This is a genomic window from Mycobacterium sp. MOTT36Y (assembly GCF_000262165.1).
Taxonomy (GTDB): Bacteria; Actinomycetota; Actinomycetes; order Mycobacteriales; family Mycobacteriaceae; genus Mycobacterium; species Mycobacterium intracellulare.
Map to the genome: position 1 here is coordinate 2846322 of NC_017904.1, position 23421 is coordinate 2869742.

The window sequence follows — 23421 nt, forward strand, 5'->3', positions numbered from 1 at the left end:
CCATGACCTCCTCTTCCCCCACCGTCAGCGCCGAGCTGCTGAGCATCCTGCGCGAGGACCTCAACGTCGACGCGTCCCGCCTGACCCCCGACGCCCGACTGGTCGACGACGTCGGGCTGGATTCGGTGGCCTTCGCCGTGGGCATGGTGGCCATCGAAGAACGGCTCGGTGTCTCGCTGTCCGAAGAGGAACTCCTGAACTGCGACACGGTCGGCGACCTGCAGGCCGCGATCGCCGCCAAACATCGCGATGAGTGAGCTGGCCACGGCGCTGACGGTCGCGATGCGCGGCGGCACCAGCGATCTGGTGGTGTTCGACCGCGAGGCCTCGGCCTGGCACCGCCACCCCTGGCCCGAGGTGCACGGGCTGGCCGAGAGCGTCGCCGCGTGGCTGCTGGACCGGGGCCGGCCGGCCGCGGTGGGACTGGTCGGCGAACCGACCGTCGAGTTCGTCGCCGCCATTCAGGGTGCCTGGCTGACGGGCGCGAGCGTCTCGATCCTGCCCGGGCCGGTGCGCGGCGCCGAGGGCCGCCGGTGGGCCGATGCGACGCTGACCCGCTTCCGCGGCATCGGGGTGCGCACCGTCCTGAGCCACGGCTCCTATCTGGACGGCCTGCAATCGCTCGATCCCGCGGGCCTCGACGAGGACATGGTCGTCGAAGACGTTGGGCCCGCGGCGCGCACGGGCCGCACGTGTGGCGAGCCGCCGGCCCGACGCGAGAATCCCGCGATCCTGCAGGGCACGGCGGGCTCGATCGGCTCGCCCAAGACTGCCGCGCTGTCGCCGCGGGCGGTGCTGGCCAACCTGCGCGGCCTCAATCACCGCCTCTCGGTCACCCCCGCGGACGTCGGCTGCTCGTGGCTGCCGCTCTACCACGACATGGGCCTGTCCTTCCTGCTCGCGTCGTCGCTGGGCGGCATGTCGGTATGGCTTTCTCCCACATCGGCTTTCACCGCCTCGCCGTTTCGCTGGTTGAGCTGGCTGTCGGAAAGCCGCGCGACGATCACCGCGGCGCCGAACTTCGCCTACAACCTGGTCGGCAGGTACGCCCGCCGGGTCTCCGACGTGGACCTCGGCGCCGTGCGGGTGGCGATCAACGGCGGGGAGCCGGTCGACTGCGAGGGATTCGAGCGCTTCGCCGACGCGATGGGCCCCTTCGGGTTCGACGCCGGCGCCGCCACCCCGTCCTACGGGCTGGCGGAGTCGACGTGCGCGGTGAGCGTGCCCGCCCCCGGCACCGGGCTGCGGTTCGCCGACGTCACCGACGAGGCGGGCTCGCGCCGCCACGCGATGCTGGGCGAACCCATCGCAGGCACCGAGATCCGGATCTCGCCGCGCGACGACACGCACGGCGACATCGGTGAGATCGAGATCCGCGGCGCGTCGATGATGGACGGCTACCTGGGGCACGACCCCGTCGACCGCGAAAGCTGGTTTCCCACCGGCGATCTCGGCTTCATCGCCGACGGCGGCCTGGTGGTGTGCGGCCGGGCTAAGGAGCTCATCACCATCGCCGGACGCAACATCTTCCCGACCGAGATCGAGACGGTTGCCGCCGGAGTCCGCGGGGTGCGCGAAGGCGCCGTGGTGGCGCTGGCCACCGGCGAACGTTCCGCGCGCCCCGGCCTGATCGTCGCCGCCGAATTCCGGGGGGCGGATCAGGCCGGCGCGCGCGCCGACGTCATCGCGCGCGTCGCATCCGTGTGCGGCGTCGTTCCCTCCGACGTCATCTTCATGGCGCCGGGGTCGCTGCCCCGAACGTCGTCGGGCAAGCTGCGCCGCCTGGAAGTGCGGCGCTCCCTAGAGGCGGTGGATTAAGTGACGGCAGTGCCTGAGACAACCCCGACGAGCCTCGACGGCTACCGTGGCCTGCTGGCCGACGCGTTCAACGAACAGGTCCTGGCGTGGACGACGGAAGCCGAAGCGCGCCAACAGTTTCCGCGTGAACTGATCGAACACCTCGGTGCGCGCGGTGTCTTCAGCGAAAAATGGGGCGACGGCGCGCTGCCCGACGTCGGCAAGCTGGTCGAGCTCGCCTTCGCCCTGGGCAGGTTGTCCTCGGCCGGCATCGGGGTGGGGGTCAGCCTGCACGACTCGGCGATCGCCGTCCTGCGCCGGTTCGGCAAGTCCGACTACCTGCGGGACATCTGCGAACGGGCGATCCGGGGGCAGGCCGTGCTGTGCATCGGAGCCTCCGAGGAGTCCGGCGGCTCCGACCTGCAGATCGTCGAGACCGAGATCTCCTCTCGGGACGGGGGTTTCGATGTCCGCGGGATCAAGAAGTTCGTCTCGTTGTCCCCCATCGCCGATCACATCATGGTGGTGGCGCGCAGCGTCGACCACGACTCGTCCAGCAAGTACGGCAACGTCGCGCTGATCGCGTTGCCGACGGCCCAGGTCGGCGTGCAGCGGCCCTACAACAAGGTCGGCGCCGGGCCGCTGGACACCGCCGCCGTGCACATCGACACCTGGGTCCCCGCCGACGCCCTGGTCGCGCGGGCCGGCACCGGGCTGGCGGCCATCAGCTGGGGGCTGGCCCACGAGCGGATGTCGATCGCCGGTCAGATCGCGGCGTCGTGCCAGCGGGCGATCGGGATCACGTTGGCGCGCATGATGACTCGTCGCCAGTTCGGTCACACGTTGTTCGAGCACCAGGCGCTGCGGCTGCGGATGGCGGATCTGCAGGCGCGCGTCGACCTGCTGCGGCACGGCCTGCTCGGCATCGCGGCCCAGGGCCGGCTGGATCTGCGCGCGGCCGCGGGTGTCAAGGTGACCGCGGCCCGCCTCGGCGAGGAAGTGATGTCGGAATGCATGCACATATTCGGCGGCGCGGGTTACCTCATCGACGAGACGCCGCTGGGTGCGTGGTGGCGCGACATGAAGCTCGCCCGCGTCGGCGGCGGCACCGACGAGGTGTTGTGGGAGTTGGTCGCCGCCGCAATGGCGCCCGATTACGCCGGCTACGCGTCGGTGGTGGGGGCTTCCAGCGCGTAGAGCGCCATGCGCCGGTTCGTCGTGTCGTGCTCGCCGAGGAACTCACATCCGACGTACTCGCACAGCCTGCGGGCGGTGGTGTTGCGGTGATCGGGGTCGAACATGATCCGGCGGCACCGCGGCTCCGCCGAAAAGGCGCTGGCCACGATCCGGGGCAACAGCATCGGGCCCAGGCCCCGGTTCACCAGCTTCACGTCGGCGATGGCGGCGTGCAGCCCCAGATCGTACGGCGCGGCGTCGTAATAGCGCGAGATCAGATCCTTTGCGCCCCAATACAGTTCGAGGTAGGCGATATCCCTGCCGCGCACACTCCCGATCAACGGCAGGGAGTAGGTGCCCTCGAGTTGGGCGTCCAGGTGCTGCCGCCAGCGCGGGGTCGGCCAGTCGTACTCCCACGCCTCGGCCAGGTGCGGCCGGTTCATCCACTCGGCCACCATGTCCGCGTCCTCGAGCTGGGCCGCGCGCAGCCCGAAGGGGGCATCCAGGGCGGGCGTGGGTGGCCGGGGGATCTGTGCGACCTCGTCGGCGATGTCGAAGCGTTCGCGCGGCAGGATCTGGACGGCAGGCGTGTCCGGTGGGGCGTCGGGCATAGTGCGCAGAGCGTACCTGAGTAAGGGTAGGCATACCGTAGTTGCCCTCGGTCAGCGGCGGTTTCCGGCGCCAACCCGCGGCGCCGCCGCGAGCGGTCGGCGCCGCGGCGCCGTCGCCCGGGCTAGCATTAGGCAGCAAAGACGGAAGCAACCGCGTCCGCTCGGTCACCAGGCAGCGAAAGGATCGACGTGCCGCAGGCACCCGCGCAGGCCATCGGCTTGCCGGCGCACGGGCCGTCGGACGAGCCGCCCGATGCGGAGCCTCCCCCGGTCACCGGCCCACCACCGTCGACCCGCGGGCGGCGTAATTCATGAACGTCACCGTCACCGTGATCAGCATTGTGGCGATCGCGGTGCTGATCTTCGGCAACGCCGTCTTCGTCGCCGCCGAATTCTCGTTGACCACCCTGGACCGCAGCGCCGTGGAGGCAAACGCCCGCGGCGGCGGCCGCCGCGACCGCTGGATCCGCCGCGCGCACCAGCGGCTGTCGTTTCAGTTGTCGGGCGCGCAGCTCGGGATCTCCGTCACGACGCTGGCGGCCGGTTACCTGACCGATCCGATGGTCGAGGACCTGCCTCACCCCTGGCTGGACGCGCTCGGCATCCCCGACCGGGTCGGCGACGCGATCATGGCCGCGCTGGTGCTGGTGATCGTGACGTCGGTGTCGATGGTGTTCGGTGAGCTCGTCCCCAAATACCTGGCGGTGGCGCGGCCGCTGTCGACCGCGCGCGCCGTAGTGGGGGCTCAGGTGCTGTTCTCGCTGCTGTTGACCCCGGCGATCCGATTGACCAACGGCGCGGCGAACTGGATCGTGCGCCGGTTGGGCATCGAGCCCGCCGAGGAGTTGCGGTCCGCACGGTCCCCGCAAGAGCTGTTGTCGCTCGTGCGTTCGTCGGCGCGCAGCGGCGCCCTGGACGCCTCGACGGCGGCGCTGGTGCGGCGATCGTTGCAGTTCGGCACGCTGAGCGCCGAGGAGTTGATGACGCCCCGCTCCAAGATCGTGGCGCTGCAGACCGACGACACGGTCGCCGACCTGGTGACCGCGGCCGCCGAGTCCGGGTTCTCCCGCTTCCCCATCGTCGACGGCGACCTCGATGAGACCGTCGGCATCGTGCACGTCAAACAGGTGTTCGCGATCCCGCGCGCCGACCGCGGGCGCACGCTGCTGACCACGGTGGCGCAACCCGTCGCGGTGGTGCCCTCCACCCTCGACGGGGACGCGGTGATGGCCGAGATCCGGGCCAACAGTTTGCAAACCGCACTCGTCGTCGACGAATACGGCGGCACCGCGGGCATGGTGACCCTCGAGGACCTGATCGAAGAGATCGTGGGCGATGTCCGCGACGAACACGACGACGCCACGCCCGACGTGGTGCCCGCCGGCACCGGCTGGCGGGTGTCGGGCCTGTTGCGCATCGACGAGGTGGCCGCCGCCACCGGATTCCGGGCGCCCGAGGGCCCCTACGAGACGATCGGCGGATTGGTGCTGCGCGAGATCGGTCACATCCCGGCGGCCGGTGACACGGTGAAGCTTCCCGGCCTGGACGCCGACGGCTTGCTGGACGCGGTGACGCGCTGGCAGGCGCGGGTCATCCGGATGGACGGCCGCCGGATCGACTTGCTCGAATTGACCGAACTGAGCGGTCACGGCGACATTCCCGCGCCGGAGGCACACCGATGAGCGACACCATGGGCGTGCTGCTGGCGTGCCTGCTGATCGCGGTCAACGCGTACTTCGTCGGGGCCGAGTTCTCGCTCATCTCGGCGCGGCGCGACCGCCTCGAAGCGCTGGCGGAACAGGGCAGAGCCGCCGCCGTCACGGTGATCCGCGCCGGGGAGCAGCTGCCGTCCATGCTGGCCGGCGCGCAGCTGGGCGTCACGGCCGCGTCGCTGCTGCTCGGCCGGATCGGTGAGTCGGCGGTCTCGGACCTGCTGCGAACGGGGCTCGGGCTGACCGCGATTCACCCGGCGCTGCTGCACACGCTGTCGTTGGCGCTCGCTCTGGTCATCGTGGTGACGCTGCACGTGCTGTTGGGCGAGATGGTGCCCAAGAACATTGCGCTGGCCGGTCCGGAGCGCACGGCCATGCTGCTGGTCCCGCCGTACCTGGCCTACGTGCGGGCGGCCCGGCCGTTCATCGTGTTCTACGACAAGTGCGCCAGCGTGGTGGTGCGCGCGCTCGGGGTCGAGCGCAAGGAGGAGCTGGAGATCACGGTCTCCCCCGGCGAGCTGAGCGCCATGATCGCCGAGTCCGCGTCCGAGGGGCTGCTGGACCAGGAGGAGGGCACCCGGCTGGCGCGTGCGCTGCAGATCCGCCACCGGGTGGTCGGCGACGTCGCGGTGCCCCTGTCCGGGGTGCGCGCGGTGCCGGTGGCCGGCGCCGGCAAGGGCCCGACGGTCGCAGCGGTCGAGGAAGCCCTGGCCCAGAGCGGCTACTCCCGCTTCCCGGTGGCAAACGTCGACGGCAGCTTCGTCGGTTACCTCCACATCAAGGACGTGCTGACGCTCGACGACGATCCCGAGACGGTGATCGATCTGGCAAAGGTGCGGCCCCTGCCGGGACTGCCGAGGTCGCTGCCGCTGGCCGAGGCGTTGTCGCGGCTGCGCCGCAGCAACAGCCACCTGGCGCTGGTCATCGACGAGATCGGCGCCGTGGTGGCCATGGTGGCGATGGAAGACCTGGTCGAAGACTTCGTCGGGACGATGCGCGAGGCCTAGCGAGACTGGCCCGGCGGGCCCGACCGCGCGCAGCCCGTATGATCTTTCACGGCTACCAGTTAAGAAAGTGCTGGAGGGCGCCGGAGGGCACAGTGCCGCTTGCGCACGGAATGTGCGTTGCTGGACATCGATTCCGGTTACCACCGCAGCATCATTCTTGGGGCTGTCAGCGCGTCCTGACCTGCTGTGGCAGGTCGGCGAATAACGCTCGCCAGGCTGTGCTCGGTAGGCTGATGACATTGCCAATCTGGGCCTTTCTGGTCCCTCGACGGCCCATGGAGGGTCCAGGGCGGCCCATGACGGAGGAGAATCATGACTGATCGCGTGTCGGCGGGGAACTTGCGCGTCGCCCGGGTGCTTTACGACTTCGTGAACGAAGAGGCCTTGCCCGGCACCGATATCGACCCGGACAGCTTCTGGGCCGGCGTGGACAAGGTCGTCACCGACCTCACCCCGAAGAACCAGGATCTGCTGCGCCGGCGTGACGAGCTGCAGGCCCAGATCGACAAGTGGCACCGGCAGCGGGTCATCGAGCCGCTCGACATCGACGCCTATCGCGAGTTCCTCACCGAAATCGGTTACCTGCTGCCCGAACCCGCGGATTTCACGATCACCACCTCGGGCGTCGACGACGAGATCACCACGACCGCGGGCCCCCAGCTCGTGGTGCCGGTGCTCAACGCCCGGTTCGCGCTGAACGCCGCCAACGCCCGGTGGGGTTCGCTCTACGACGCCCTGTACGGCACCGACGTCATCTCGGAGGACGACGGCGCCGAAAAGGGGTCGAGCTACAACAAGGTGCGTGGCGACAAGGTCATCGCCTACGCGCGCAAATTCCTGGACGAGGCCGTGCCGCTGGAATCCGGCTCGTGGGCCGACGCGACCGGTCTGTCCGTCGAGGACGGCCGCCTGAAGGTCGCGACCGCCGACGGTTCCGCCGGCCTGGCCGACCCGGACAAGTTCGCCGGCTACACCGGCGAGCTCGGCTCCCCCAGCTGGTCGGTGCTGCTGGTCAACCACGGCCTGCACATCGAGATCCTCATCGATCCGGACTCGCCGATCGGCAAGACCGACGCCGCCGGCATCAAGGACGTGATCCTGGAATCGGCCGTGACCACGATCATGGACTTCGAGGACTCGGTGGCCGCCGTCGACGCCGACGACAAGGTGCTCGGCTACCGCAACTGGCTCGGCCTGAACAAGGGCGACCTGTCCGAGGACGTCGACAAGGGCGGCAAGACCTTCACCCGGGTGCTCAACCAGGACCGCACCTACTCCACGCCCGACGGCGAGGGCGAGCTGACCCTGCCGGGCCGCAGCCTGCTGTTCGTCCGCAACGTCGGCCACCTGATGACCAACGACGCGATTATCGACGCGGAGGGTCACGAGGTGTTCGAGGGCATCATGGATGCGCTGTTCACCGGGCTGACCGCGATTCACGGGCTCAAGACGAGTGAGGCGAACGGGCCGCTGGCCAACAGCCGCACCGGGTCCATCTACATCGTCAAGCCCAAGATGCACGGGCCCGACGAGGTCGCGTTCACCTGCGAGCTGTTCAGCCGGGTCGAAGACGTCCTCGGGCTGCCGCAGGGCACCCTCAAGGTCGGCATCATGGACGAGGAGCGGCGCACCACCGTCAACCTCAAGGCCTGCATCAAGGCCGCGGCCGACCGGGTGGTGTTCATCAACACCGGCTTCCTCGACCGCACCGGCGACGAGATCCACACCTCGATGGAGGCGGGTCCGATGATCCGCAAGGGCGCGATGAAGGGCACCACCTGGATCAAGGCCTACGAGGACGCCAACGTCGACATCGGCCTGGCCGCCGGGTTCAAGGGCAAGGCGCAGATCGGCAAGGGCATGTGGGCGATGACCGAACTGATGGCCGACATGGTCGAGCAGAAGATCGGCCAGCCCAAGGCCGGAGCCACCACCGCGTGGGTGCCCTCGCCGACGGCGGCCACCCTGCACGCGATGCACTACCACTACGTCGACGTGGGCGCCGTGCAGGAGGAGCTGGCGGGCAAGAAGCGCACCAACATCGACGAGTTGCTGACCATCCCGCTGGCCAAGGAACTGGCCTGGGCTCCCGAGGAGATCCGCGAGGAGGTCGACAACAACTGCCAGTCCATCCTCGGCTACGTGGTGCGCTGGGTCGCCCAGGGCGTCGGCTGCTCGAAGGTGCCCGACATCCACGACGTGGCGCTCATGGAAGACCGTGCGACACTGCGGATTTCGAGTCAGCTGCTGGCGAACTGGCTGCGCCACGGTGTGATCACCGAGGAGGACGTGCGGGCCAGCCTCGAGCGGATGGCCCCGCTGGTGGACGAGCAAAACGCCAAGGATGCGGCGTATTTGCCGATGGCGCCCAACTTCGACGACAGCCTGGCGTTCCTGGCGGCGCAGGACCTCATCCTGACCGGAACGCAGCAGCCCAACGGCTACACCGAGCCGATCCTGCACCGCCGTCGGCGCGAGGCCAAGGCGCGCGCCGCGCAGTCGAATTGAGCCTGCGCTGGAATCGGGTTCGCACGTGTAATAGTGCCGCGGATGACTAAAATCGGCGGCGAGTTCATTCGGATGGAACGACGGAAAGGCCGCGGGCACTGCTATGGGTAGGCACAGTGCGCCCGACCCTGACGACTCCCTCGACGAGCCTTCTCGCGACGACGTGGTCGACGAGCCGTCCCGAGGTGACGACGCAGGACATCAGCAGCGGGACGCCGGCGAGGCGGCCGATTACTACTCGGACGCCGACGACGACTACGCGGACGAGGACTACTACTCGGACGAACGTCGCTATCCCGACGACGATGAGCCCTACGCCGACGACGAGCCGTACGCCGCGGGCGACGCGTTCGCCGACAGCACGGCCGACGAGTACCCGGAGTTTCCGCCGCGCCAGGGCGGACCGGCGAGTTCGGAACCGCCGGCCGAATCCCCCTCGCTGTTTCGCGGCGGGCACCGGGGGCTCGCCGACTGGCGGGGCGGCCATCGCAGCGAGGGCGGTCGCCGCGGCGTCAGCATCGGGGTGATCGTCGCGCTGGTCGCCGTCGTCGTCGTGGTGGGATCGGTGATCCTGTGGAGCTTCTTCGGCGACGTGCTGTCCAAGCGGTCGCACAAGGCGGCCGGCCGTTGCGTCGGCGGTCAAGAGACCGTCGCCGTCGTCGCCGACCCGTCGATCGCCACGTCCGTTCAGGAACTCGCCGAAAGCTACAACAAATCGGCGGGACCGATCGGCGACCGCTGCATGGTGGTCAACGTCAAGCCGGCCGACTCCGACGCCGTGCTCAACGGTTTCATCGGCAAGTGGCCGGCGGAACTGGGCGGCCAGCCGGCGCTGTGGATCCCCGGCAGTTCGATCTCCGCCGCCCGGCTGGCGGGAGCCGCGACTCAGAAGACGATCAGCGAGAGCCATTCACTGGTCAGCTCCCCGGTGGTGCTTGCCGTGCGTCCCGAACTGGCACCGGCCCTCGCCAAGCAGAACTGGGCGGCACTGCCCGGGCTGCAGACCAACCCGAACGCGTTGGCGGGGTTGAACTTACCCGCGTGGGGGTCGCTGCGACTGGCGCTGCCGATGGGCGGCAACGGGGACGCATCGTTTCTTGCCGGTGAGGCGGTCGCGGCCGCGTCCGTACCGCCCGGCGCGCCGGTGCCCCAGGGCACCGGCGCGGTGCGCTCCCTGTTGAGCGCGCAACCCAAGCTCGCCGACAACTCGTTGACCGAGGCGATGAACATGCTGCTGAAGCCCGGTGACCCGGCGACCGCGCCGGTGCACGCCGTGATCACCACCGAACAGCAGCTGTTCCAGCGCGGCCAATCGCTCCCGGATGCCAAGAGCGCCTTGGCTTCCTGGCTGCCGCCGGGTCCCGCGCCGGTGGCCGACTATCCCACCGTGCTGCTCAGCGGTTCGTGGCTCACGCGCGAACAGGCCACGGCGGCCAGCGAGTTCTCCCGCTTCATGCACAAGCCCGATCAGCTGGCCAAGCTGGCGAAGGCGGGCTTCCGGGTCAACGGGGTCAAAACCCCCAGCAGCCCGGTGACCACCTTCCCGACGCTGCCGTCCACGCTGACCGTCGGCGACGACCCGATGCGCGCCACCCTTGCCGAGGCCATGGCCGCCCCGTCGACCGGGCAGGCCACGACGATCATGCTCGACCAGTCGATGCCCGGCCAGGAAGGCGCGAAGTCCCGGCTGGCGAACGTGATTGCGGCGCTTCAGGACCGGATCAAGGCCCTGCCCGCCAGCGCCGTCGTCGGCCTGTGGACCTTCGACGGTCACGAGGGCCGCTCCGAGGTGGCCAGCGGCCCGCTGGCCGACCCCGTCGGCGGCTCCAGCGGCCAGCCACGCTCGGCCGCACTATTGGCCGCCCTGGACAAGCAATACTCCTCGGGCGGCGGCGCGGTGTCGTTCACCACGCTGCGCATGATCTACCAAGACATGCAGGCCAACTACCGTGCGGGCCAAACCAATTCGCTTCTGGTGATCACCTCCGGACCCCACACCGACCAAACCCTGGACGGTCCGGGGCTACAGGATTTCATCCGCAAGAGCGCCGACCCGGCCAAGCCGATCGCGGTGAACGTCATCGATTTCGGGGCCGATCCGGACCGATCGACGTGGGAAGCCGTCGCCCAGCTCAGCGGCGGCAGCTACCAGAACATCGCAACGTCGGCGTCCCCGGAGCTCGCGACGGCGGTCAACGCCTTCCTGGGCTAGCCGGCCCGGCGTCGGTCACGATGTGGCCGCCGGCATCGTGCACGGAAAACCGGAAAATTCGGACACCGTCTATCCAATCGCGGTCGGCTGTGCCACACTCGTGATAGAACAAACCGTTCTTTCTATCAACGTTGATCCAGGAAGACGCAGCGCAACGATGTCCTCTGCACCGCTGGACGCCGCCGCGACACCGGCCTTGCGCCCGACCGGACCCCCTTCGGCGACCCGGCGACGCGGGAGCGCCTGGCGCGCCCTGCTCGGCGGCCGCGCGGCACCCGGGCGCGCCCGCCTCCCCTTCGCGCACCGCACCGAATCTCGTTGAGCCGTTGGCCAACCCAGGAAGGCACCCCATGGCCCAGCCCCTGCCCACCGACCCGGAGGACGTCCCGGCCGGACCCGAGCGGCGCGACCGGCGGGCGGACACGGATTCCGCCGACACCTCGTTTCTCGCCGAGGAGATATCGCCGTGGCTGTCCCCCGCCTACGGCGCGGCGAACGTCGTGATGCAGCTGGCGAATTCCGGTGTGGCCTATGGCGTGATGGAAAGCAAGGTGGACAGCGGCAACCTGTACAAGCATCCGTTCAAACGCGCCCGCACCACCTTCACCTACATCGCGGTGGCCATCGCCGGCAACGCACGGGACCGCCGTGTGTACCGGGAGGCCGTCAACGCCGCACACGCCCAGGTGCGCTCCGGCCCGCAAAGCCCGGTGCGCTACAACGCCTTCGACCCGCAGTTACAGCTGTGGGTCGCCTCCTGCATGGCCGCGGTGTTCGAGGACACCCGCAGGCTGCGGGGCGGCCGTTCCCGACGCGACCCCGACACCATCCACCGGGCGGCGTCGGTGTTCGCCACCACATTGCAGGTGCCGCCGGAAATGTGGCCCGCCGACCGCGAAGCCGCAGACCGGTACTGGCAGGAGCAACTCGACCGGCTCGACTTCGACGACCGCATGCGCAGCTACCTGATCGGCATCGCGCGCCTGGATTTTCTGCCCGCCCCCGTCTCGGCGCTGTTCGGCGGGTGGAACCTCTTCATGACGCTGGGGTACCTGCCGCCGCAGCTGCGCGAAAAGCTCGGGTTCGGCTGGACGGCCGCGCAGCAACGCCGGTTCGACCGCTGGCAGCGCCTCCTCGGGGTCCTGGACCTGTTCACGCCGCGGTTCTTGACGCGCCTCGGCGTGCAGGCGGTGGTGTGGGACATGCGTTTGCGGCACCGGATCGGGGCGACCGTCGTGTGACGGCCCACCGACGCGCACAAGGAGGAACGGGATGACGATGACAAGCCGAATCGACCGGCGCGGCAACGCTTCCGCGGCGACGTTCGTGCCCCCCGAAGCGGAATGGAATTCCGCGCACCGGGCGCTGGCCGACGACGTCAGGTGGTTCGCCGGGTCGCCGCTGGCCGCGGCGTTCGGCCGCCTGGCCCTCGACCAGGTCGCGCATCGCGAAATCGCGGCCGCGGTGGACCGCAGCGGACGCTTCGCCGACAACTTCACCGACCGTGGGATCCGCAGTGCGGCGTTCACCGCCCTCGCCGCCTTCGGTGACAGCTCGGACGTGAAGGCGTCGCGGGACGATCTCAAACGGTTGCACCGCGACGTCCGCGGCACGGGAAAGGACTCGTTCAGCGACACCCGCTACAGCGCGCTCAACCCCGAGGTGTGGACCTGGGTGGCCGTGAGCGGTCTCAACCTCTTGTACCAGGGTTATCTGCGGGTGTGCGGGCGTCGCCTCACCCTCGCGGAGAAAGAGGTCGTCTATCAGACCCTGCGTTCGGAACTGCAGTTTCTGGAGCTGCCCAGCAAGCAGGGGAAGCTGCCGGCGACCCTGCACGACATGCTCGAACATTACGACGCCGTCGCGGCAAAAGAGTTGGCCGACAACGAGTTTCTGCAATTCGCCAATCGCAGCTTCGTCGCCCCGCCGATCCCGAAGCTGCTGGTTTCCCGGCAACTGCGGCCCGTGCTGCAAGTGGTCTGGCCGGTGCTGACCACTCTGGCATCGCGCCCGGTGGTCGTGTGTTCGGCCGCCGTCGCCCACCCCACGATGCGCCGGCTGCTCAAGGTGCGGTGGGGCGCGCGCGAGCAGGTCGAGTTCGTCGTCTACGTCGCCGCGTTGCAGCTGGGCTGGCGATGGTTGCCGCGCCGGCTGACGTTGGAACCCCTGGCCTACAACCGCTACCAATACGAGCGGCTCCGCGACCGCTACCGTTCGGTGCTGCTGGATTCCTTCGTGGCGCCCGAGCGGAATTGACCCGCAAGCCCGGCTTTCTCGCGGTGGTGGCGGCGCACCCGCACCGGCGCGCCGCGAATGCCGGTGAATACGCTGATGGAGCGCAGAATTGACCTGATACCCCAACCGGCTGGAGGGCAGATGTCAGACCCCGCGATGCTGCTCGGCGCGCTGCCCGACGGCCTGGCCAGCCTCGATCCGACCGCCCGCACGATCGTCACCGCGGCACGCACCTGCTTCACCGAGCGCGGATTCTCCAACACCACCATGCAGGACATCGCCGACACCGCCGGTGTCGGCGTCGCCACCGTCTACCGCCGGTTTCGGCACAAGCGAAACCTGGTGCGGCTGACCATCATGGACGAATCGCTGCGGCTGAGCACGCTGGTCTCCGAGGTCGCGGGTCGCGCGGGATCACCGGAAGAAGGGATCGCCGAAGTCTTCGCCGCGTTCGTGCACGAGGCCTCCGCCCCCAAGTTGTTGACCCGAAGCATCCGCGAATCGCCCGCCGCCGGGGAGCTGTCCGCCTACCTGACCGACGAGCACCTGATCGCCATGACGCGCGGCTACATCGCGACGTGGCTGCGCCGCTGGCAGGAGCGTGGCGAACTGGCCGCCGACCTGGACACCGAGATCGTCGGGGAGATGATCGGGCGCCTGATCATTTCGCTGATCAAGACGCCCGAGTCCGTCATCCCGATCTACAACCCGAACGAGGCCCGCGACTTCGCCCGCCGATACCTGGTGCCGCTGGCGTTGCAGTCCCCGGCGCGAACGCCGGGGTGATCCCGCACCAGACCCCGCCGTCAGGCGAACGCCTCCACGGGCGGGCACGAGCAGACCAGGTTGCGGTCGCCGTAGGCGCCGTCGATGCGGCGCACCGGCGGCCACACCTTGGGCCGGAAGTCCTTGCCCAGCGGATAGGCGGCCTCTTCGCGGGTGTACGGGTGGTCCCACTCGCCGATGACCAGGCACTCGGCCGTGTGCGGGGCGCCGCGCAGCGGGTTGTCGTCGACGGACCACTCCCCTGCACCCACCCGATCGATCTCGCGGCGAATCGCGATCATGGCCTCGCAGAAGGCGTCGACTTCGGTCAGGGTCTCGCTCTCGGTGGGTTCCACCATCAGCGTGCCGGCCACGGGGAAGCTCATCGTGGGCGCGTGAAAGCCGTAGTCCGCCAGGCGCTTTGCGACGTCGTCGACGGTCACGCCGGTGTCTTTGGTGATGCCGCGCAGGTCCAGGATGCACTCGTGGGCCACCATGCCGTTCTCGCCGGTGTAGAGCACCGGGAAGTACTCGTCAAGGCGACGGGCGATGTAGTTGGCCGAGGTGATCGCGGTCAGCGACGCCGCGCGCAGACCTTCGGCGCCCATCATCCGGATGTAGGCCCAGCTGATCGGCAGGATCGAGGCGGACCCGTACGGCGCCGAGGACACCGGATGCCCGTGGGGCAGCTCGGGGGCGTGCGGGTGCCCGGGCAGGAACGCCGCCAGATGCGAACGCACGGCTACCGGCCCGACGCCCGGCCCGCCGCCCCCGTGCGGAATGCAGAACGTCTTGTGCAGGTTCAGGTGGCTGACGTCGCCGCCGAACTTCCCCGGCCGCGCCAGGCCGACCAGCGCGTTGAGGTTGGCGCCGTCGACATAGACCTGGCCCCCCGCGTCGTGCACCGCGGCACAGATGTCGGCGATGTCGTGCTCGTAGACGCCGTGCGTGGACGGGTAGGTGATCATCAGGGTCGACAGCCGCGCCCCGTGTTCGGCCACCTTGGCGCGCAGGTCGTCGAGGTCCACGTCGCCGTTGGAGTGGCAGGCCACCACCACCACCCGCATCCCGGCCAGCGCCGCCGACGCCGCGTTGGTGCCGTGCGCGCTCGACGGGATCAGGCAGATGTCGCGGTGCGGTTCGCCGCGGCTGGCGTGGTAGTCGTGGATGGCCAGCAGGCCGGCGTATTCGCCCTGCGAGCCGGCGTTGGGTTGCAGCGAGACGGCGTCGTAGCCGGTGATATGCACCAGCCAGGTCTCCAGGTCGGCGATCAGACGCCGCAGCCCGGGGGTGTCGGAGGCCGGCGCGAACGGATGCTGGCGGGCGAATTCCGGCCAGGTGATCGGCTCCATCTCGGCGGCCGCGTTGAGCTTCATCGTGCAGGAGCCGAGCGGAATCATGCTGCGGTCCAAGGCGATATCTTTGTCCGCCAGGGTGCGCAGGTAGCGCATCATCGCCGTCTCGGTGCGGTACTGGGTGAAGGCCGGATGGGTCAGGAACTCCGAGGTGCGGGTGATGATGCCGGCGCACACCGGCTCGGCCGGTTGCACCCCGAAGGCCTCGAGCACCGCGGCGACGTGTTCGTCGGTGGTGACCTCGTCGCAGGCCACCGACACGTGGTCGTCGTCGACACGCCACAGGTTGATGCCCTTGGCTTTGGCCGCGGCGATCACCTCGGCGGCGCGGCCCGGCACGCGGGCCAGCACGGTGTCGAAGTACTTGTCGTGCACCAACGCATCACCGAGCGCGGCGGCGATCGCCTCGGCGTGAGCGTGCACGCGGCGCGCGATCGCGGTCAGCCCCTCGGCGCCGTGGTAGCTGGCGTACATCGCGGCCATGACGGCCAGCAGCACCTGCGCGGTGCAGATGTTGCTGGTCGCCTTGTCGCGGCGGATGTGCTGCTCGCGGGTCTGCAGCGCCAGCCGGTAGGCCGGGTTGCCGTCGGCGTCCAGCGAGACCCCCACCAGCCGGCCGGGCAGTTGGCGCGCGTGGTTGGCGTGCACGGCCAGGTAGCCGGCGTGCGGTCCGCCGAATCCCATTGGCACACCGAATCTTTGGGTGGTACCGAAGGCGACGTCGGCGCCGAACTCACCGGGAGGCGTGATCAGCGTGCACGCGAGCAGGTCGGCGCCGATCGCGACCAGCGCGCCGCGGTCGTGGGCCTGCTGGACCAGAGCCGTCCAGTCGGTGACCCGGCCGCCGGCGCCGGGCAGCTGGGCGACGACGCCGAAGAAGTCGCCGTCGGGCAGGCCCTTCCGCAGGTCGGCGGTGACGAGCTCGATGCCCAGCGGCTTGGCGCGGGTGGCCAGGATGGCCGCGGTCTGGGCGAAGACGTCGGCGTCGACGGCCAGGCGGTTGCTCTTGCCGCGGGCCGCGCGGTGCATCAGCGTCATGGCCTCGGCGGCGGCGGTCCCCTCGTCGAGCATGGAGGCGTTGGCGACCTCGAGGCCGGTCAGGTCGGCGACCATCGTCTGGAAGTTCAGCAGCGCCTCGAGCCGGCCCTGGCTGATCTCCGGCTGATACGGCGTGTACGCCGTGTACCAGGCGGGGTTCTCCAAGATGTTGCGCAACAACACCGGCGGCGTGAGCGTGTCGTAGTAGCCCTGACCGATCATGGAGACGGCCACCGTGTTGGCGTCGGCCAACGCCCGCAACTCCGCCAGCGCCTCGGTCTCACTGGCCGGTGCCGGCAGGCGGTCAAGTCCCGGCGCGGCGCCGTTGTCGGCGAGCCGATCCAGGATGCCCGTCGGGACCGCCTTGGCCGCCAGCTCGTCGAGGGAGTCGACACCGATGACGGCGAGCATGGCCGCGATGGCCTGGCTGTCCGGGCCGATGTGCCGGGCGGCGAACGTGGACTGATCGGGCACTGGAAACTCCTGGGTAGGCGGGCGACGACGGATCGAGGCAGAGGACGAACGGCCCTCTCCCTCTGTCTTCACCCTGCGCCGGGCGCCTGAGAGATTCGGCGCCGGATGCTTGTCCCGGGCGCCTTTCCCCATCGGCGGGTGTCGACCGGCCGGGTCGTCACCGCTTTCCAGAGGCATCATTGTTTCGCGCGGTCCGGGTGCCTGAGAGGTTGACGGAGAGGTGTTGCTCCTTCGGCGTCCGTGACTGGCCGTCACGGAACTCTCCCGCTCGAATACGATGCGCGGCCCAGTTTACTCGGCCACGGGTGCGCGCGGTCGCGCTGTCGGGGCGCGCCGTCAGCCGATCTTGCGGTCGCGGTGCTTGCGCCGGGACGCCAGCTCGTCCTCGGGTTCGGCGATCGACTCGCCGCCGTCGGCCCGCTCGCCCGGGAAGTCGGCGATGACGCCGGTCAGCTCGCGCATGGCGCCGGACACGGCGATGCCGAACACGCCCTGCCCGCCCTGGAGCAGGTCGACGACCTCTTCGGCCGACGTGCACTCGTAGACGGTGGTGCCGTCGGAGAACAGGGTGATGTTGGCCAGATCCTGAACACCGCGCTGACGCAGGTGGTCGACCGCGACGCGGATGTTGTGCAGCGAGATGCCGGTGTCGAGCAACCGCTTGACGATCTTGAGAACCAGGATGTCTTTGAACGAGTAGAGCCGCTGGCTTCCGGAGCCCGCCGCGCTGCGGATCGACGGGACCACCAGCGAGGTGCGCGCCCAGTAGTCCAGCTGCCGGTAGGTGATGCCGGCGATCTGGCACGCGCTGGGACCGCGGTAGCCGACGAGTTCGTCGGGCACGGAGTCGTCCGGGAAAAGTCCGGGCTGCACGGGGGGGCCGGCCGCGGTGATGCTGCGGTCGCTACTCGCGTCGGTGCCCTGCTCAGCTAGGTTGAGCTGCTCTTGGCGTGGCTGCTCGCTCACGGTGGTTCCTCTCCGCGATCGCGCTCTCGTCGTTAGCTGCGTTGTTGGCTGCACCGCAGCCACGTCTGCTCAGGCCCGAGTGCTAGTGAGCTTACGCTTTCCGATAGCCGCCGCGCCTGAAGTCGTGATCAAAGTATGGCCGCCCCGGGGCCAACTGGGCGGGCTATCCGCCAGCGTGTCGACATCACGTTGCCAGTTGAGACGGATCCGTGATGTCCCCACCAGGCTAGTCGAGCGCGATCCGCCCGGCGCGCGCTAGGTGGCTTTGAAATCGTCGGGAGACACGCTGTCGAGAAATTCTTTGAACTTCTCCACCTCGTCCTCGCGGACGGCGGTGCCGCCCTCTTCGTCGGTCTCGTCGGGGATCAACAGCCCGGCCTGGGCAAGCACGGGCTCCTCGACGTAGATCGGGACGCCGACGCGCAGCGCTATCGCCACCGAATCCGAGGGCCGCGCTGACACGGTGATGTTGCGGTCGAACACCAGGTCGGCGTAGAAAGTGCCTTCCTGCAGATCGACGATCCGCACCTCTTTGAGCGAATGCCCAAGCGCGGCAATGACATCCCTGATCAGATCGTGCGTCAGCGGACGAGGCGGCTCGACACCCTGCTGCTCGAGGGCGATGGCGGCAGCCTCCGACTGGCCGATCCAGATCGGCAGGTAACGGTCACCGTCGGTTTCGCGCAGCAACAACACCGGCTGGTTTTGCGGCTGCTCTACGCGAATGCCGACAACACGAACCTCACCCATTTGTGTCTGTCCTCCGCATTCGTGGCGCCGGTTGGATTGGCATTCCCAGCGGCGGCGAGGTCAAAAATCCGCCCTACCGCCGAAACCAAGCTGTCGACCGAAGTCTAGTCCTCAGCGATCCAGAACGTCGCGAACGGCGGATTTGATCAACGACGTGTGCAACGTGATGGCCAGCGCCGCAACTTCACGCGCCAAATCGTCGGCTCGATCCCGGGCACCGGCCTTGTTGGCTTTGACTACCGGCCCGGCGATTTGGGCGATCAAATCCGACTGCCGGTCCGCCGCCGACCGGAATGCGCGCAGATGCCGCGGCTCGACGCCGTAGTCCGACAGCGCCCGCGCGCATTGCAGGATCACGACGGCGTGCTCGTCGAAGAAACCCGCGGGCCCGGTGGTGATGACGCCGGCCTTGAGCAAGGCCGTCAGCAGGTCGTCGTCCACGCCCGCACGCGCCAGTAGGTCTTCGCGGCTCAGCCGGACGTGCGTGGCCGCCACCGCCGAGGTGTCCGCTCCCGCGTCCGCGCCGGCCTCCCCGGTTCGGTTCACCGACACCAGGCGCGGGACGGCATAGGAGGTGTTGAACGGCGGTAGCTCGCCGTCGGGCTGGGCGTCCAGTTGCGCCCGGATGACCTTCAACGGCAGGTAGTGATCACGCTGCGCGGTAAGGATGAAGCGCAACCGCGCGCAGTCGTACGCGGTGAACCTCCGGTAACCCGACGCGGCCCGTTGCGGCGTCACCAGCCCCTCGGCCTCCAAGAAGCGAATCTTGGAGATGGTGACATCGGGGAAGTCCGGCCTCAACAATTCCAGGACCGCCCCGATCGACATCCCGGCCAGTGCCGAGCTATCGGGTGCGCTCACTAGCCCGAAGATCCTCCATCCTCACCCTGCTTGGGTCCGGTCAGAAACACCAAGCGGAACTTGCCGATCTGCACTTCGTCGCCGTTGGCCAGCACCGCGGAGTCCACGGGCTCACGGTTGACGTAAGTGCCGTTGAGACTACCAACGTCGACGACGCTGAATTCGTTGTTTTCCAACCTGAATTCGGCGTGGCGGCGGCTGACGGTCACGTCGTCGAGGAAGATGTCGCTGTCCGGGTGCCGGCCCGCCGACGTGGTGGGCTGGTCGAGCAGGAACCGCGATCCCGCGTTGGGACCCCGTTTGACGACCAGCAGCGCCGAACCCGCCGGGAGTCCCTCGACCCCGGATACCGCGCTTTCCGTGCCCGCCTGCGCGGGTGCGTCGAGCTCGTTGAGGAAGTCGGCGCGAAAGACAGAGGTCGTCTCTACCGTGACTTCGTCCGAATTCTGGTCTTGCTGACTTCCTGAGTCCATGTCCGTCACGCGCTGCTCCTCACTGGCCGCTGTGGCGTTGTCTGTCCGGGCCGCTCGGCCGGCCTCCGCACCAGGTCTTGTTGCCCGGTATGCCGGTCTTCAAAAGGTAGATCTGTCGACGGTACCGCGCACCGGCCTGCAATGCGCCCACCACTTGGCGATCCGAAACGTCGGTTCCCCCACGTGCCGGCTGCACCGTCGGCCTCGCCGTGCGAGGCTGCAGGGACATTAGCAATCGTCATTCGGTGAGTGTTCCGCGGTAGGCCTCCGCGTCGAGCAACGACGAAATGGCGGACTCCACTTCGGCGACGTCGGATACCTGCACATCCAGCAACCACCCGGCCCCGTACGGATCGGAGTTGACCAGTTGCGGGCTGCCTTCCAGATCGGTGTTGACGGCCGACACTTTGCCCGAGACCGGGGCGTACAGGTCCGACACCGATTTCGTCGATTCGACCTCGCCGAAGGATTCACCGGCGGTCAGCTCCGCGCCCACGTCGGGCAGCTGAACGAACACGACATCGCCCAACGCCGACTGTGCAAAGTCGGTGATGCCCACCCGCAGTGTGTCATCGCCGCTTCGACGAACCCATTCGTGTTCGGCGGTGTAGCGCAGATCGGGCGGGATATCGCTCACGAGTGATCCTGTCTGTTCGGGAATTGCTCACTTGACGGGCTGAGCGTATTGGTGCGGTTTTGGTTGCCGCAAGGTGGTCACGTCCACCCGGTCGGCCTGCTGGACGGACATCCGCGCCCCGACGCGCTTGACCGTGTCCTGCGCGCCGCCGGGAATGTTCATCGCCGCGGCCAGGGTGGGCGGATCACCAATCGCCAGAATCGAATACGCGGGCGACAGCGTTTTGGAGTCGACGGTCAGGGACCCGGGCGCACCCGCGACCCACGTGTCGACGCCCACCCGCACGGACTGGTGGGCGTCGTTGACCTCGATCGCCTCCGCGCCCGCCGCGCGCAACTCGTTGATCACGTCGAGCATCGCCTCGGGGGAAACCCCCGGCCCGGGGTCCTCGATCGTGACGGTGACGCCGGGCCCGGTGGCGCCCACGGCGCCGACCAGGATGGACAGCGCCGCCAGCCGGGATTGGGCGGACTGGATGGCGGCCTGGTCGTTGTTGCCGGACGCCTGCAGCGAATTCAGCGTGTTCTCCAGCTCGTTCACCTCGCTGCGGAGTGTGCCCTCGCGCTGCCGCAACGAATCCAGCAGCACCAACAGGTCGGCGGGGCGTGCCGTGTCCAGCGAGTCGCCCGATTCGGTCTGGCGGACCTGGGTGACGATGGCGATCCCGAGAAGCAGACACAACAGGACGGCCAGCGTGCCGAAACCCAGGCGGGAGCGGCCGCCGCGCAGCATGCCGGACAACCCGCCGCGGGGGTGTTTCCCGCGCTGTTCGTGACGCCCGTGTGGCGCGGCCTGATCCGGCGCCGCGCCGGGGTCGCGATCCGTCGGATCCTGACTCACGCTGAGCTCGATCGGGTCATGGCGTCACGCCCCGAACAGCCGGCGGCGCAGGGCCGCCGCGTTGCCGAAGATGCGGATACCGAGCACGACGATGATGGCCGTCGACAACTGGGTGCCCACCCCCAATTGGTCGCCGACATAGACGATGAGCGCGGCCACGAAGACGTTGAACACGAACGAGATCACGAAGACCTTGGGGTCGAAGATCCGCTCCAGATAGGCACGCAACCCGCCGAACACGGCGTCGAGCGCCGCGACCACCGCGATCGGCAGATAGGGCTGCACGACTTCGGGCACCGAGGGGTGAAAAACCAGGCCCAGCGCGATGCCGATCGCCAGCGCCGCGATACCGATCATGCGGGGTTTCCCGTCTCGCACAGGCGAAACTGTGTGTTCGGGACTTTTCTCACTATGGCCCAATCTGCTTGGCGAACTTGACATCCCGGACGGATCCGGCGGGCAGCGAAAGACCGTCGGCGATATCCACCGTAACCACCACACCGTAGGAAATCTCCAGCAGCCTCAGGCGCTGCAGCCCCGGGCTGTTGTCGAAGACGTCGCGCATCGACCGCGGCGGCCCGATCGCCAGGATGGTGTACGGACTGCTGGTCGGGTTGTTGTCGACGAGGATCGCGCCGCCGGCCTGCCGGATGGTCACGTTGGGCCCGATCCGCACGCCGCCGACCGAGATCGCCTCGGCGCCGCTGGCCCACAACGAGTTGACCACCAGCTGCAGGTCGCGGTCGAGGATGATCTGCCTGCTGCCGCCGACCCGCTGTTTGGACACGTCGGACAGGTTCGGGCTCGCGCCCGGATCGGTCACGGTCAACTTCAGGCCGGGACCGATGATCGCCGTGCTGGCGGCCGCCACGCTGAGCGCGTCGAGCCGCTTCAGCAACCGCTGCCCCTCGGCATCGTCGGCCAGCACGCGGCGCTGCACGTCGTCGAGTCGTGTCGAGAGCTGGTTGCGCCGCTGCGCCAGCTGCGTCGCCGAGCCTTCCATCGCCCGCACGTTGCCCAACAGCAGTTGCTGGGCGTCGCGCACCCCGGGGGCGACCGAACGGGCCTGCGCGACCGCGGCGGCGAAGACGGTCGCGATGAGGAGCGCGGCCAGGGCCTGCCACAGCCAGCCGAACGCGCGCTGGCGTCCTTCGGTGGTAGCTCGCCTGGCCGCCGCCGCGGCGTAGCCGGGATCCAGGTGCTCGGACAGCAGCGCGCGCAACAGCGAGGGCACCGGAATCTGTTGCGGCCGGGCCGCCACGTGCGCACTGTGACCGGCGTTGGGGTCATAGCCGCCGAGCCGGCGGTCCACGTCAGCCATGGTCGGTCGCCTTCGCCACGGCCGGCGGGCGCGACCCGCGATCGACCTTGGGCATGCGGCGCAACACCAGCGTCATCTGGACCGCATACTGCACGAACGCCCACAGGTAGCCGTACAAGCCCCAGATCAGGAAGGCCCACCCGCAGGCGCCCACCACCCGGCTCCACAGCGCGTCCCACGTGCCCAGCAGCACCAGCGGAAAGCCCGACATGAGGGCGAACGTCGCCGCCTTGCCGATGTAGGTCACCGGCAGCGCCGAGAGTCCGCGGCTCCACAGCAGCGGCAGCGTCGCGGCCAACAGGCCATCGCGTGCGAGCAGGATCGCGACGAACCACCACGGCACGATCCCGCTGAACGCCATCACGACGGGAACGGCGACCATGTAGAGGCGGTCGACGGCGGGGTCGAGCAGCACGCCGAGCCGCGAGGACTGATTGAGCAGCCGCGCGATCTTGCCGTCGGCCCAGTCCGAGGCGCCGCTGAACATCAGGATCGCGACCGCCCATCCGTGGGCGTGCGCGACCAGCAAGGCGTAGATGAACACCGGAATGAGCGCCAGGCGGATGGCGCTGAGCGCGTTGGGGACCGTCAGCACCCGGTTGGGCGGAAGCACCGGCTCCATGAGCCGTGACCTTAACGCGACTCCACGCCGAACGCCCGGCTGGGCGCACACTCGAACGCGA

21 protein-coding genes and 1 riboswitch are annotated in these 23421 nt (G+C 69.0%); of the genes, 10 read left to right on the plus strand and 11 right to left on the minus strand.

The window, feature by feature from the left end:
• The first annotated feature begins 2 nt into the window (after positions 1-2).
• From W7S_RS13115 to mbtN, 3 genes are read left to right on the plus strand one after another with little or no spacing between them, the layout of a single operon-like run.
• Positions 3-257: an acyl carrier protein gene (locus W7S_RS13115; RefSeq protein ID WP_008256950.1), complete on the plus strand. Its 255-nt coding sequence runs from the start codon at positions 3-5 to the stop codon at positions 255-257.
• A complete protein-coding gene (gene mbtM / locus W7S_RS13120) occupies positions 250-1818 on the plus strand; it encodes a long-chain-fatty acid--ACP ligase MbtM (protein ID WP_014711686.1) in 1569 nt (522 codons plus the stop codon). The genes W7S_RS13115 and mbtM overlap by 8 nt, the downstream gene beginning before the upstream one ends.
• Positions 1819-2994 (plus strand): mycobactin biosynthesis acyl-ACP dehydrogenase MbtN, encoded by a 1176-nt coding sequence (mbtN, locus tag W7S_RS13125; protein ID WP_014384755.1) that lies wholly within the window; start codon positions 1819-1821, stop codon positions 2992-2994. It abuts the gene before it with no gap.
• Here the strand turns inward: mbtN and W7S_RS13130 are convergent.
• A complete protein-coding gene (locus W7S_RS13130) occupies positions 2961-3584 on the minus strand; it encodes a GNAT family N-acetyltransferase (RefSeq protein WP_008256958.1) in 624 nt (207 codons plus the stop codon). The two genes, mbtN and W7S_RS13130, sit on opposite strands and share 34 nt — an antisense overlap.
• Positions 3585-3895: 311 nt before the next feature.
• Here W7S_RS13130 and W7S_RS13135 point away from each other — a divergent pair, with 311 nt between their 5' ends.
• The 7 genes from W7S_RS13135 to W7S_RS13165 all read left to right on the plus strand — a co-directional run bounded on the left by W7S_RS13135 (position 3896) and on the right by W7S_RS13165 (position 14044).
• The gene (locus W7S_RS13135) at positions 3896-5266 is read left to right on the plus strand and encodes a hemolysin family protein (RefSeq protein WP_009954823.1); all 1371 of its coding nucleotides are present in this window, start codon (positions 3896-3898) and stop codon (positions 5264-5266) included.
• Positions 5263-6303 (plus strand): hemolysin family protein, encoded by a 1041-nt coding sequence (locus tag W7S_RS13140; RefSeq protein WP_008256962.1) that lies wholly within the window; start codon positions 5263-5265, stop codon positions 6301-6303. Before W7S_RS13135 ends, W7S_RS13140 begins: the two co-directional genes overlap by 4 nt.
• A gap of 312 nt (positions 6304-6615) precedes the next feature.
• Entirely contained in the window at positions 6616-8811 is a 2196-nt protein-coding gene (locus W7S_RS13145; protein ID WP_008256964.1) for a malate synthase G, read from the plus strand.
• Positions 8812-8914: 103 nt separating this feature from the next.
• Positions 8915-11023, plus strand: a complete 2109-nt coding sequence (locus tag W7S_RS13150) for a substrate-binding domain-containing protein (protein ID WP_014384757.1) — start codon at positions 8915-8917, stop codon at positions 11021-11023.
• Positions 11024-11373: 350 nt separating this feature from the next.
• On the plus strand, positions 11374-12264 hold the full coding sequence (locus W7S_RS13155; RefSeq protein WP_008256968.1) for an oxygenase MpaB family protein: 891 nt from the start codon (positions 11374-11376) through the stop codon (positions 12262-12264).
• Between the two features lie 31 nt (positions 12265-12295).
• Positions 12296-13279 carry an oxygenase MpaB family protein gene (locus W7S_RS13160; protein WP_008256970.1) on the plus strand — a complete coding sequence of 328 codons (984 nt, stop codon included), beginning with the start codon at positions 12296-12298 and terminating at the stop codon, positions 13277-13279.
• Positions 13280-13399: 120 nt separating this feature from the next.
• Positions 13400-14044, plus strand: a complete 645-nt coding sequence (locus W7S_RS13165; RefSeq protein ID WP_014711687.1) for a TetR/AcrR family transcriptional regulator — start codon at positions 13400-13402, stop codon at positions 14042-14044.
• A gap of 20 nt (positions 14045-14064) precedes the next feature.
• On the opposite strand, the gene gcvP is transcribed toward W7S_RS13165, so the two are convergent.
• The 10 genes from gcvP to W7S_RS13215 form a co-directional block, all read right to left on the minus strand.
• Positions 14065-16890: an aminomethyl-transferring glycine dehydrogenase gene (gene gcvP / locus W7S_RS13170; RefSeq protein WP_014711688.1), complete on the minus strand. Its 2826-nt coding sequence runs from the start codon at positions 16888-16890 to the stop codon at positions 14065-14067.
• A gap of 179 nt (positions 16891-17069) precedes the next feature.
• Positions 17070-17167, minus strand: a riboswitch (glycine riboswitch).
• Between the two features lie 59 nt (positions 17168-17226).
• Positions 17227-17856: a MerR family transcriptional regulator gene (locus W7S_RS13175; RefSeq protein WP_008256979.1), complete on the minus strand. Its 630-nt coding sequence runs from the start codon at positions 17854-17856 to the stop codon at positions 17227-17229.
• 255 nt (positions 17857-18111) lie between these two features.
• Positions 18112-18606: a bifunctional nuclease family protein gene (locus tag W7S_RS13180; RefSeq protein WP_008256980.1), complete on the minus strand. Its 495-nt coding sequence runs from the start codon at positions 18604-18606 to the stop codon at positions 18112-18114.
• A gap of 111 nt (positions 18607-18717) precedes the next feature.
• Positions 18718-19467, minus strand: coding sequence for a MerR family transcriptional regulator (locus W7S_RS13185; protein WP_014711689.1), 750 nt, complete (start codon positions 19465-19467; stop codon positions 18718-18720).
• Positions 19467-19940 carry a glycogen accumulation regulator GarA gene (gene garA, locus W7S_RS13190; RefSeq protein ID WP_014382626.1) on the minus strand — a complete coding sequence of 158 codons (474 nt, stop codon included), beginning with the start codon at positions 19938-19940 and terminating at the stop codon, positions 19467-19469. The genes W7S_RS13185 and garA overlap by 1 nt, the downstream gene beginning before the upstream one ends.
• 238 nt (positions 19941-20178) lie before the next feature.
• The gene (gene gcvH, locus W7S_RS13195) at positions 20179-20577 is read right to left on the minus strand and encodes a glycine cleavage system protein GcvH (protein ID WP_008256987.1); all 399 of its coding nucleotides are present in this window, start codon (positions 20575-20577) and stop codon (positions 20179-20181) included.
• 27 nt (positions 20578-20604) lie between these two features.
• Entirely contained in the window at positions 20605-21309 is a 705-nt protein-coding gene (locus W7S_RS13200) for a DUF881 domain-containing protein (RefSeq protein ID WP_369751751.1), read from the minus strand.
• 132 nt (positions 21310-21441) lie between these two features.
• Complete coding sequence (locus W7S_RS13205) at positions 21442-21774, minus strand: small basic family protein (RefSeq protein WP_008256991.1); 333 nt, start codon at positions 21772-21774, stop codon at positions 21442-21444.
• Between the two features lie 52 nt (positions 21775-21826).
• Complete coding sequence (locus tag W7S_RS13210) at positions 21827-22738, minus strand: DUF881 domain-containing protein (RefSeq protein ID WP_014711691.1); 912 nt, start codon at positions 22736-22738, stop codon at positions 21827-21829.
• Positions 22731-23360, minus strand: coding sequence for a CDP-alcohol phosphatidyltransferase family protein (locus W7S_RS13215; protein WP_014711692.1), 630 nt, complete (start codon positions 23358-23360; stop codon positions 22731-22733). Before W7S_RS13215 ends, W7S_RS13210 begins: the two co-directional genes overlap by 8 nt.
• Between the last annotated feature and the right edge of the window lie 61 nt (positions 23361-23421).

What these genes read in the sequence shown, in the direction of transcription:
- W7S_RS13115 (WP_008256950.1), top strand. Translation starts at nt 3, where the DNA reads ATGACCTCCTCTTCCCCCACCGTCAGCGCCGAGCTGCTGAGCATCCTG.
- mbtM (WP_014711686.1), top strand. Translation starts at nt 250, where the DNA reads ATGAGTGAGCTGGCCACGGCGCTGACGGTCGCGATGCGCGGCGGCACC.
- W7S_RS13130 (WP_008256958.1), bottom strand. Translation starts at nt 3,584, where the DNA reads ATGCCCGACGCCCCACCGGACACGCCTGCCGTCCAGATCCTGCCGCGC.
- W7S_RS13135 (WP_009954823.1), top strand. Translation starts at nt 3,896, where the DNA reads ATGAACGTCACCGTCACCGTGATCAGCATTGTGGCGATCGCGGTGCTG.
- W7S_RS13140 (WP_008256962.1), top strand. Translation starts at nt 5,263, where the DNA reads ATGAGCGACACCATGGGCGTGCTGCTGGCGTGCCTGCTGATCGCGGTC.
- W7S_RS13145 (WP_008256964.1), top strand. Translation starts at nt 6,616, where the DNA reads ATGACTGATCGCGTGTCGGCGGGGAACTTGCGCGTCGCCCGGGTGCTT.
- W7S_RS13150 (WP_014384757.1), top strand. Translation starts at nt 8,915, where the DNA reads ATGGGTAGGCACAGTGCGCCCGACCCTGACGACTCCCTCGACGAGCCT.
- W7S_RS13155 (WP_008256968.1), top strand. Translation starts at nt 11,374, where the DNA reads ATGGCCCAGCCCCTGCCCACCGACCCGGAGGACGTCCCGGCCGGACCC.
- W7S_RS13160 (WP_008256970.1), top strand. Translation starts at nt 12,296, where the DNA reads ATGACGATGACAAGCCGAATCGACCGGCGCGGCAACGCTTCCGCGGCG.
- W7S_RS13165 (WP_014711687.1), top strand. Translation starts at nt 13,400, where the DNA reads ATGTCAGACCCCGCGATGCTGCTCGGCGCGCTGCCCGACGGCCTGGCC.
- W7S_RS13180 (WP_008256980.1), bottom strand. Translation starts at nt 18,606, where the DNA reads ATGGGTGAGGTTCGTGTTGTCGGCATTCGCGTAGAGCAGCCGCAAAAC.
- garA (WP_014382626.1), bottom strand. Translation starts at nt 19,940, where the DNA reads ATGGACTCAGGAAGTCAGCAAGACCAGAATTCGGACGAAGTCACGGTA.
- W7S_RS13200 (WP_369751751.1), bottom strand. Translation starts at nt 21,309, where the DNA reads ATGCTGCGCGGCGGCCGCTCCCGCCTGGGTTTCGGCACGCTGGCCGTC.
- W7S_RS13205 (WP_008256991.1), bottom strand. Translation starts at nt 21,774, where the DNA reads ATGATCGGTATCGCGGCGCTGGCGATCGGCATCGCGCTGGGCCTGGTT.
- W7S_RS13210 (WP_014711691.1), bottom strand. Translation starts at nt 22,738, where the DNA reads ATGGCTGACGTGGACCGCCGGCTCGGCGGCTATGACCCCAACGCCGGT.
- W7S_RS13215 (WP_014711692.1), bottom strand. Translation starts at nt 23,360, where the DNA reads ATGGAGCCGGTGCTTCCGCCCAACCGGGTGCTGACGGTCCCCAACGCG.